The organism is Aeromonas sp. Prich7-2 (assembly GCF_017939255.1).
Classification (GTDB): Bacteria; Pseudomonadota; Gammaproteobacteria; order Enterobacterales; family Aeromonadaceae; genus Aeromonas; species Aeromonas caviae.
Window position 1 is genome coordinate 1 of sequence record NZ_JAGKRI010000118.1, and the last position, 10,187, is coordinate 10,187.

A 10,187-nucleotide genomic window follows, 5' to 3' on the forward strand; every position below is an offset into this window, starting at 1 on the left:
CGCCGGTGGCCACCCTGGGCGCCGAGCTCATCGGCGACCCGAGGCACCAGATCCCGACACCAGCCCGGGGCCCACCGCGCACCAGATCACCCACCCGCCGCCGCTGGCCACCCTGGGCGCCGAGCTCATCGGCGACCCGAGGCACCAGATCCCGGCACCGGTCCGGGGGCCCACTGCGCACCAGATCACCCAACCGCCGCCGGTGGCCACCCTGGGCGCCGAGCTCATCGGCGACCCGAGGCACCGGATCACCCACCCGCCGCCGCTGGCCACCCTGGGCGCCGAGCTCATCGGCGATCCGGGGCACCAGGTCCCGACACCGGCCCGAGGGCCCACCGCGCACCAGATCACCCATCCGCCGCCGCTGGCCACCCTGGGCGCCGAGCTCATCGGCGACCCGAGGCACCAGATCCCGACACCGGCCCGGGGACCCACCGCGCACCAGATCACCCACTCGCCGCCGCTGGCCACCCTGGGCGCCGAGCTCGGCAGCGACCCGACCCGGGGCACCGGATCCCGGCAGCGGTCCGCCGGCCACCTGGACAATGCATCAGATCCCCCTCGGCAGTGGCGGCAGTGGCCACCATGGGCCCCGAGTTCGTCGGCGGCCCGGGGGCCACTGCAGCACCAGCCAGCTGGACACCCTGGGCGCCGAGCTCCTCGACGACCCAGGGCACCAGATCCCGGCACCGGCCCGGAGACCAACTGCGTACCGGTCCGCCGGACACCGCACCAGATCACCCGCCCGCCGCCGCTGGCCACCATGGCCCCCGAGTTCGTCGGCGGCCCGAGGGCCACCTGCAGCACCGGCCCGCCAGGCGCAGCACCGGATCACCCACACCGGCACTGGCCGCCCTGAGCGTCACCGGAGAATCGGAACCGCAATTCAGCATGCACACAGACAAAAGCTTCGACCCAGCGCACCAGCGGGAACATCCTGGCCACTTGCAGCACCGCGCCGCCGCTCTGCAGAACGATGCCGCGAGCACATCGATGGTGCAGGCCAACTCAGTGACCCACACATCGGTTGGGACTGGGGGCAACTCAGTGCCGGTATTCGGCGTGTGTTCAGGAGGTCATGGCTGGCGGGCTCGCCTGTGAATACCTGCAAACCTGGATCTACTTGCTAACGGAATGGATTAGGCCATCAGTCCTCTCATGGCTCCAGTTGCATTGTGAAGATCTGAGGGATGATCGACGTAAGCAAAAAATCGTCTACGGGTGCTATAAATGTCCTTTTTGAACGCAACAGCTTTTCTTGATTACTTGTTTTGCCCTCCCCTTCCTGGGCACAAAACCACCGTCATCGCAAAAACGGTGTCACAAAAAATCAGGAACAATCTTGAAGCGATCAAAATTGTAAAGCGGTGTTTGGCTGATGGCTCGCTGGCTGTATCTGACGTCGAGCGCGATGTCCTTACTCAGTATGCCGGATGGGGTCAACTATCAGGACTCTTTGAGCCAGAACACCCCCAGCATGCCGAATTGAAATCTCTTGTCACTCAAGCAGAATTCACGGCGTTGGAAGCATCTGTATTGACCTCCTATTACACCTCCGAATGGATTATCGATGCCATGTATCGTTCCGTCGCACGCCTTGGTGTGCAGGACGGTCCATTGCTCGATTTTGCTACAGGGTCCGGTCACTTCTTGGCGAGTCGCCCGGCGACTCTTTCAGCGATGAAATCCTTTGCTGTTGAGCTGGATGGCCTGACAGGGACTATCGCCCGCTTATTGAATCCTGCAGCCAAGATCTATGTCAACCAGCCGTTCGAGCACGTAAAGCTCCCGTATAGTGGCGACTTTTCCTTAGTTATTGGGAACCCGCCATACAGCTCTGTTCCTGCCAGGGATAGAGCATTTGGCACACTCCCACTACATTCCTACTTTCTGATTAGAGGGTTGAGCGAACTGCACCACGGCGGGCTTATGGCTGTTGTCGTATCAAGCTGGGTAATGGACTCCAAAGATAGCGATGCGCGGCTATCTCTCTCGGCCCGGGGAAATTTGGTTGCAGCCTGTCGTCTGCCAAATTCGGTGTTCAAGGGTGAAGGGGCCAACGTTGTTACCGATATTCTGGTCTTTCAAGCCTGCCAGCATCCGGAAGAAAACCCTTCATGGATCGACACCGTAGAGGTCCACGACGAAGCAGGCTCGGTATATCGTGTGAATCGCTTGTTTGTGGATCGTCCTGAACTCGTCGCCGGCAAAATCTCAGCACCTGGCACCTTCAATGTGTCTTGCAACGTTGCAGATCCTGGCCGTGATCTTGCGAGTGTTGTAACTGAAATCCTCGATATCCAGACCTCCAACCCTTTGTTTTTCCGTAAGTCTACTGCTCCGGTTGCAAGGAAAGGTGTCGTTTCTGCCCCCGCAGGTATGGACGATGTTGGACCATATGAATTTTGCCAAACTCCGGCGGGTGAGCTGATGCGTCGAGTGGCAGATCATGTTGATGAAAACGGGGTTAAGATGCCCACGTTCCAACAGTGCGAGTTTAAATCAGCCAAAGATAGGCTACGTGTAACGGCCATGCTGAGAGTTAAGAGGGTGTTGGCATCACTCATCAACGCAGAGCAGGGCAATCAGCCAGACGCCAACTTGCGAGCTCTTAGGGCTGATCTCAATGCGACCTATGACCGCTTTACTGCCGACTTCGGTCCGTTCCACGCTTCCAAGAACAAATCCGTTCTTGGGGAAGATCCCTGGTATTACCGCTTGCGAGCTCTCGAGTTGGACTACATCGCGCCGATCAGTGCCACGGTTGCCGAAAAAGAGGGCATCGCAGAGCGTAAAGAGCAATGGAGTAAGGGGAATTTGTTCACCCGCCGCGCAATCACCCCATTGATCACTCCCAGCCATGCCGCGAACCTTGCCGACGCCGTTCTAATCTCCGTGAGCTACAAGGGTGAGGTCGATCTTTCATACGTTCGGGATCTGGTCCGCTTTAAAGGAACAGATCGAGAACTTTTGCATCAGTTGGCCGAACAATCTCTGGCATTTGCCGACCCCGAAAGTGGCAAGCTGGTCATTGCGGCAAAGTACCTTTCAGGTTACATCCCCAGCAAGATTGAGGCTGCACAAGGGGCGGCCGAATCCGACCCTCTGTTTGCTATCAATGTTGCCAACCTGCAGCGAGTAATGCCCTCACCCATCAAGGCGGTAGACATTTTTGCACCGATGAACTCCCGTTGGCTGCCTAACCATTTCCACGCCGATTTTATCCGCCATCTGGTCGGTCATCCAAAATTGAAAGCACAAGTTACCCTTATCGACAACGAGTATCATGTTTCGCATGACTCTCTCCCTCAGACCGTCTTAACTTCTGAATGGGGTACGCAGCGCCGCGACATGACCTCCTTGATCATTGCGCTTTTGAACAATCGCACCATTGAGGTACGCGATCCACATCCGAGCATATCTAATACGACTGTTCCGAACCCGGACGAAACAATGGCCGCCCAGCACAAAGCAGAGGAAATTAAGGCGGCTTGGGAGTCGTGGGTGCTGGATGATGCCGAACGCCGCAACGATATTGAGCTTGCTTACAACGCACATTTCAACGGCTTTGTTGCCCCGAAATACAATGGCTCACACTTGCCTTTAGCTGGTAGTGCAGTTGACCTATATCACACACAGAGAAACGCCATTGCTCGGATCATTCATGAGTCGTGCACTTTGATTGATCACGCTGTCGGCGCCGGAAAAACGTTCACAATGATTGGTGCGGCAAGCGAACTAAGACGCATTAACAAATGTGAGCGTGTAGTGCTGGTCGCTCCCAATCACCTCGTCGCGCAGCATGCCACCGCCGCACAGTTCATTTTTCCAGGCATGAATATCTTTGTGCTCGATAAAACTATGATGACCCCGACCACCCGCCGCACAGCCTTAGCCCGCCTTGCAATGACAGACTTCGATCTATGCATCATTCCGTTGAGTGTGTTCGGGCTAATCCCAGCCCCTCACGATCTCTTGGTCGAAATGTTGGAAGCAGAGATCGATGATCTTCACCGGTGTTTGTCGGAGCTGAAACATGAGCGGTTATCTGTACGCCGGATGCAGACGCGGATCCAGCGCAAAGAAGCTGACCTTGCAGAACTTGTGAACAAACACACTGATGAAATGCTCGACTTTGCGGACCTGAGGGTCACAACTCTGATCATTGATGAGAGCCAATTCGGTAAGAACCTTAGCTATTCTTCATCCCTGCAAAGCGTTGCCGGAATGGGCCAGGCATCAGGCAGTAAGCGAGCCTTTGATCTATTTGTCAAAAGCCGTGCTGTTCTGCGAGCCGGTGGTCGTTATGTTGAGGCTACCGGAACACCAATCCTCAACTCTGTGGTGGAAGCACATCGACATCTGCGAGTGATGTCCCAAGATTTTGCTCAGTCAGCAAAGCTGACCCACTTTGACGCATTCAGTGCAGTCTTCGCTCAGCCAGTGACAGATTATGAATTGGCGGCGTCCGGGCGTGGCTACAAGATGAGAACTCGCATTAGTACATTCACAAATTTGACAGAGCTTCAAGCTATCTACTCAAGCTTCGCTGATGTAGTTACTTCTGAGCAGTTGCCAAATGTCTTGCCAAAACTAGCTGATGGCCGCAGTGCTATCCCTCCCCTCACGGGGGGCAAGATCATCGAATTGGTGATTGAACCCAATGAGCACCAGGAAAACGGCTTCGCTGAAATCGTCAGTGCATATTCTCGAGTCGATAACCGGGAGAACAACCCCCTAAAATTGCTCAACCGTGGGCGAATGCTCTCTCTCGATGCTCGGCTTGTGTACCCAGACGCACCGGACTACCAGGACAGCAAAATCAATACCGTAGTGCGCTATCTGCTCGATAAATATCAAAGTACAACTAGCGTTCGCGGTACTCAGATGGTCTTCATGGATCGTAGCATTCCCGCTCGCCATCGTGCCGGAGCTTCGAAAGAGTGGGCGGCAATTTTCAACCTTGCCAGACAGGGTGATGAAGAAGCGTTAGAGCGTATTGAAGGCCTAGACGAACTCGAACTTACCGCCATGGTCGGCAGTTCATTCAGCCTCTACGATGAGCTGGTAGAAAAATTGGTTGTGGGCGGCATCCCCCGCAACGAGATCGCAGTTATCCACGATTACCGGACAGACGCGAGAAAGGAAGCGTTGCGTGACATGATGAATGAGGGGCAGATCCGAATTTTGCTAGGCTCTACCGAATTGGCAGGCTCTGGGCTCAATATCAACCGGCGTTTGGTTTCGTTGGTTCACTTCGATCTCCCATATCGACCCGGTGATTTGGCTCAACGAGCTGGCCGCATTGAGCGCCAAGGCAACCTGTTATGGGCGAATGATCCCGAGTTCACCATTGATATTGTCGTGCCAATCACCCGTCGCTGTCTTGATGCTTGGCAACTGGGATTACTCAACACCAAGCAGCGTTTTATCAGCCGGTTCCGTCAACTCGATAGCTCCGTCCGGCACTACACAGAGCAAAATGAAGCGATTGATTATGCCGAGTTAAGCGCCATCGTAGCCGATGACCCGCGAATCCTGGCTCATGTCAAAGGCAAAGCAAAGCTGCGAAAGCTTGAGGCAGCCCGGAATAACTGGTTCCGGAATCACGTCAGATTGGACGACCAAGCACAATCCCTTGAGCAAAGAGTCGCAACCTTGGCGGCCAAAATGCAGATGATTCGAGCCGATGCAGCAAACATTGCGGCCACCGCGGATGAGTTGTTGATTACCGTGGATGGTGTGACATATGAAAAAATGGGGGTGGATTCGACGGCTACAGATCGTCTAAACATAACCACCGCCGCCCCGGCTGTCGGTTCAAAATATAGCAGACTGAACTACCGTGCAGATATTGGCAGTCAACACGACATGGCTACTTACCGGGGGGCTACTCTGGTCTATGAAAAGCCATATTTCGCCAAACTGTGCTTCGCCACCGAGTTCACAGTTCGCGGCCCCTCCGGTCATCACTACGAGCTGAGAAATGTAGAGCGCAATAGCATTAACGCTGTGATGGCGGCCTTCGTCGCGCTCGTCGATAACTTGCCGCGCTTACCAAACATAGCCACAGCCCAAATGGCTACTTGGACAAAGAACGCTACCGACTATCGTATTGAGGCTGCGAAGCCATTCAGCGCCCAAGCAGAGCTTGATGAACTGATCCCATTTTTGCGGCAACTTGAAAAGGAGTTGGCAGATTCTGCCATACATTCAGCACATCAAGTGGCCGCTTGAGGAATGATGTAGCCCCTGCTGACAGGTGGGGGGTTCGTTGACGAAAGACATTCGTCTGTTATTTGATAGCCCCAACTTCTGAATATTGGTTTGCCCTCCCTTGCATTGACCGATGCCGTGGGATCATAACCCCATTGAAACCAAAATAGGGTTATGAACATGAACGCATTGAAACAAGGCGCTTCCAATCGCACGGATGATTCTTTGGTGATGCTCACTGTTGATCAGGTGGTCGCAGCCCCCTGGGGCAACGTCCGTCGCGGAAACCGCAATAATGCCAAGTGGACGGAATTTCTCGCTGATGTGAGGCTGCGCGGGATCATCCAATCGGTGACGGTTCGCCCCCATCCAGAAATGGCAGGTATTTTCGAGCTGTTAGCAGGATATGGCCGTTGGGATGCCGCTAAAATTGTGGGTTGCCCTATCCCCGCCCTTGTCGTCAATTGCAGTGACTCAGAAGGCGTTGCCATTGGCATGATGGAGAACCTGCAGCGGGAAGACATGGGGCCGGTTGATGAAGCCCACGCAGCACAAACGGCACTAGCTCTATGCAATGGTGATTACGAAGAAGCCCGCAAGCAACTCGGTTGGTCACTGGGTCGCCTCAAACAGCGACTGCATCTTACTCGCTGCACTCCGGCAGTGCTTGATGCAATCTCAGCAAAATTGGTTTCACTTCGTCATGCCGATTTGCTCGCAGGTATCAGTGCTGAGGCGCAGAACGCTCTGTTGCCCTCAATTACTGAGAAAAACCTTAGCGTAGATGCGCTCAAAGCCTTGCTTGGTAAAGCTTCGGCACCGATTTCCTCCGCGCGTTTTGATGTTGGAGATTGCGCCTCCTGCGTTCACAACAGTCAGCAACAATCCAGCCTGTTTAATGAGTTCGCTGTTGTAGACGGGGCTGTTTGCCGGAATCTTGTGTGCTTTAAACAAAAGACTGCTGCTATGGTTGCGGCCCGCAAGGACGAACTCGCCGAGCGTTACGGCACCATCATTGTACTATCCGAAGTATCCCAAGGTTCGATTAACCATGTAAGCCATGACACGGTTGGCGCAGAGCAGATGTTTGATGGCTGTTTACCTTGCTCGAAGCGCGTTGCATTGCTCGATGACCGCATTGATACCGCGGGTGATGTGCTCGAAGATCGATGTACCGACCCAGATTGCTTCAAAACGTGTGTTTCTAAGCACCGTGATGCAGTGGCGGAAGCTGCAGAAATCACTGAAAAGGCGAACTGGGCGGCAGGGATTGATCCCACCCTCACCAACGCAGCCCAACCCTTGCAAAAGGATGAAGGGAATACGCAGGCTCCCAATGTGCCTAAAAGAAAGGCTGCCGATAGTGATCCCACTACCTCTTTGAGTAGTTCGGTGGTTGCAGACCACAAGATAATGCTTAGACGCGCAGCCGTTGAGGCGTGGGGAAGCGACGCTGAGGCTTCACAGCGTTTTCAACTATCAGTTGTTTTGTCGAGCCTTTTGTCCGTTGCTGGCAAAGCAACCTTTGGACGCGCCCTGCCGGATACCATCGCTGATAGCAGTAAAAGTATTGAGGCGTTGCGAAGCGAGATTGCCAGTACCATGAGCTTTATCGTCGAGCGATTAGACGGCACCGGCTACTGCCCCATGGTGGACGTTATGATGGCAACACTCCCCCACGCACCTAACGCTAAGGAGAAGGCTATAGCCCAATGGGTTCCCACACCCGAGCGACTGAAAAGTTACACAACAGATACAATCACCTTCATCTTGAAGGAGTCCGGCTACTTGACTGCCTATGAAGCTGCCCACGATTCCAAAGCACTGAAAAAACTTATCGGTATGAGCAAAGGCGACCTTATCAAGACTGTCGGAGCCTTTGCGTTCGATTGGTCAGGCTACGCCCCCAGCTTTTACCTTAAGGGGTTCGAATAGTCCCTCTCCCCTCCCCCGCCTAGCAGGCGGGGGACACCCCTTTAGGATCCCCTGTGGGGATTTCACAATATGTCCTGTTCCTGGGAGCCATCTAGCGGGGTTGTACTCCGCTAGGATGCGCAAGGGTGACAACATGCTCAGTTCATCCAGTCGGTACAATTTCAGGTTTTTCTTTCTTCCCTTACTCCAACCCATCAGAGGACTTTTGCAAGGTGACCTACCTGATGGGCACTTGCATTATCAAGTTACGGCGTAAGTTGACTCCACGCACCAAGGAGACAACCGTTATGATGGAATTTACCTTTAAATCCAGTTCATCTTTTACCGACGCAATCACCTTCGTTGCAGCTCATGCTAAAGGGAGCATTGCACCGATTCATAAATACCTTCTCCTGCAAATAGCAGAGAGCGGTGTTCTGTCAGTTCAAGCCACAAATGGTGGTTTCTTTGCGACCCGCATGACGAGAATGGATTCGTTCAACGGCACTGGTTCTATCTGCGTTGATGCGGCAAAATTCAATGCCATCGTTCACTCGATGCCCGTTGATGCAATCGCAACTGTCAAGTTTTGCTCTGACGGCAATAAATTATCTGGCGTTGTTCAAGCAGGGCGTAGTCGATTCCAGTTAGTGTGCTTGTCAGCCGACGAGTTCCCACAGCCAGAGATTTGTAATAACACCTCTCGTTTTTCCATCCAAAGCAGCGATCTGATTCCCACCCTGACCCGTCTAAACCGTATGGTTCCGGCTAATGATTGTCGACACACGCTCAATTCCATTTGCGTTGAGCTGGACGAAACGAGGGCCGTAGTTGTGGCATCCGATGGAATGCGGCTGGCTAAAGGAGAGATCCCTATCAGCAGTATTAGCGGTGATGTGCGGGGGCGTCAGCTGTTGATCCCTAAACAACAAGTGCAGCAGATAATTTCAATGACAAAATTGGGGTGTGAGCTGGTAGTTCTCTTTGATACTTCACGCCTTGCCATCATCTGTCCGGTATATGGTTGGAGGCTACAATTCAGCCTATTAGAAGGAAAGTACCCCAACTGGCAGCGTGTTATCCCGAGTCCCTCTGGTCATGGTTGGGCTGATCTAGGGGTAGATAGGGAATATTTCATTTCATGCCTTGAGAGAGCCAAGATTCTTGCTGATGGTCGCAAGCAAACTGTACGTTTCCAAGTTCAAGCTGGGGAGATCACTATCAGCTCGAAGAACGAAGGGAGCGACGAGGGGGCAACCGAGATCGTCCCCTGTAAGATGCCGTCAGGCTTAGACAGAGTATCGGCCATTTTCAATGTCGGTTATCTCGTCGATGCTCTGCGCGGATTGTCCGGCGCAATAGTCAATCTGACCATCGACACCTCGGAGCAGAATAGTGCGGTTCTCATGCGCTCTGAAACTGACATCACTGCATTGCAGGTGTTAGCCCAAGTAAAGGCTTGATGTTATCTAACAGCTTGATTATGTCGTTCTATTGGGGGGCAAGCTAATCGCTATGCCCCTTGCATCAGCCGGTATCGGGTTAACCTAAGTCCACTGAATCAAGAACCAGACCGGAGAAATATCCATGTTCCAGCCCCTGATTGAATGCCTTTCCACTCGCCTCGGGGTGAGTCAGTTCAACCTTCAAGTGTCCGGCTCGGCAGAGTTAACACAGGTGATCATCATCCCCGTTCTCTCGGCTCCTGCGGCCAATGTTACCGGGGCAGGCTATCAGGAGGGAGGACAAGCCTATCGTGCAGCCCTGACAACTCCGGTTATCGTTTCCGCACCTCTAAGTAACATTGATACTCGCTTAGCTGAGATCCTTGACGAGTATGCTCAAGCTCTCTCTGGGACATTGCGCCAGCCCAGCATCACTGAGCAATTGCAGAAAGCTGTATCTCAAGCGGCGGTCAAGGGAGTTGAGCCGAAGAAGAAAAAGGGGGAAGCCACAAAGCCAGTCACTGATGATGCTATTCCAGCAGGGGCAGGGGCAGGGGCAGGGGCAGGGGCAGGGGCAGGGGCAGGGGCAGGGGCAGGGGCAGGGGCAGGGGC

At 54.0% G+C, this 10,187-nt stretch carries 5 protein-coding genes; 4 read left to right on the plus strand and 1 reads right to left on the minus strand.

Features of this window, described 5'->3' with window-relative positions:
* The coding region (locus J9892_RS17280) for a hypothetical protein (RefSeq protein ID WP_210538609.1) at positions 1 to 181 on the minus strand (181 nt) is incomplete at its 3' end.
* Between the two features lie 1,049 nt (positions 182 to 1,230).
* Between J9892_RS17280 and J9892_RS17285 the strand changes: the two genes are divergently transcribed.
* From J9892_RS17285 to J9892_RS17300, 4 genes are all read left to right on the plus strand, one after another.
* The gene (locus J9892_RS17285; RefSeq protein WP_210538610.1) at positions 1,231 to 6,237 is read left to right on the plus strand and encodes a helicase-related protein; all 5,007 of its coding nucleotides are present in this window, start codon (positions 1,231 to 1,233) and stop codon (positions 6,235 to 6,237) included.
* A gap of 159 nt (positions 6,238 to 6,396) precedes the next feature.
* Positions 6,397 to 8,151 carry a PRTRC system ParB family protein gene (locus J9892_RS17290; protein WP_210538611.1) on the plus strand — a complete coding sequence of 585 codons (1,755 nt, stop codon included), beginning with the start codon at positions 6,397 to 6,399 and terminating at the stop codon, positions 8,149 to 8,151.
* A 287-nt stretch (positions 8,152 to 8,438) separates the two neighbouring features.
* On the plus strand, positions 8,439 to 9,593 hold the full coding sequence (locus J9892_RS17295; protein ID WP_210538612.1) for a DNA polymerase III subunit beta: 1,155 nt from the start codon (positions 8,439 to 8,441) through the stop codon (positions 9,591 to 9,593).
* 124 nt (positions 9,594 to 9,717) lie between these two features.
* Positions 9,718 to 10,187 (plus strand): hypothetical protein (locus J9892_RS17300; protein ID WP_210538613.1); only part of this gene is annotated, 470 nt, incomplete at its 3' end.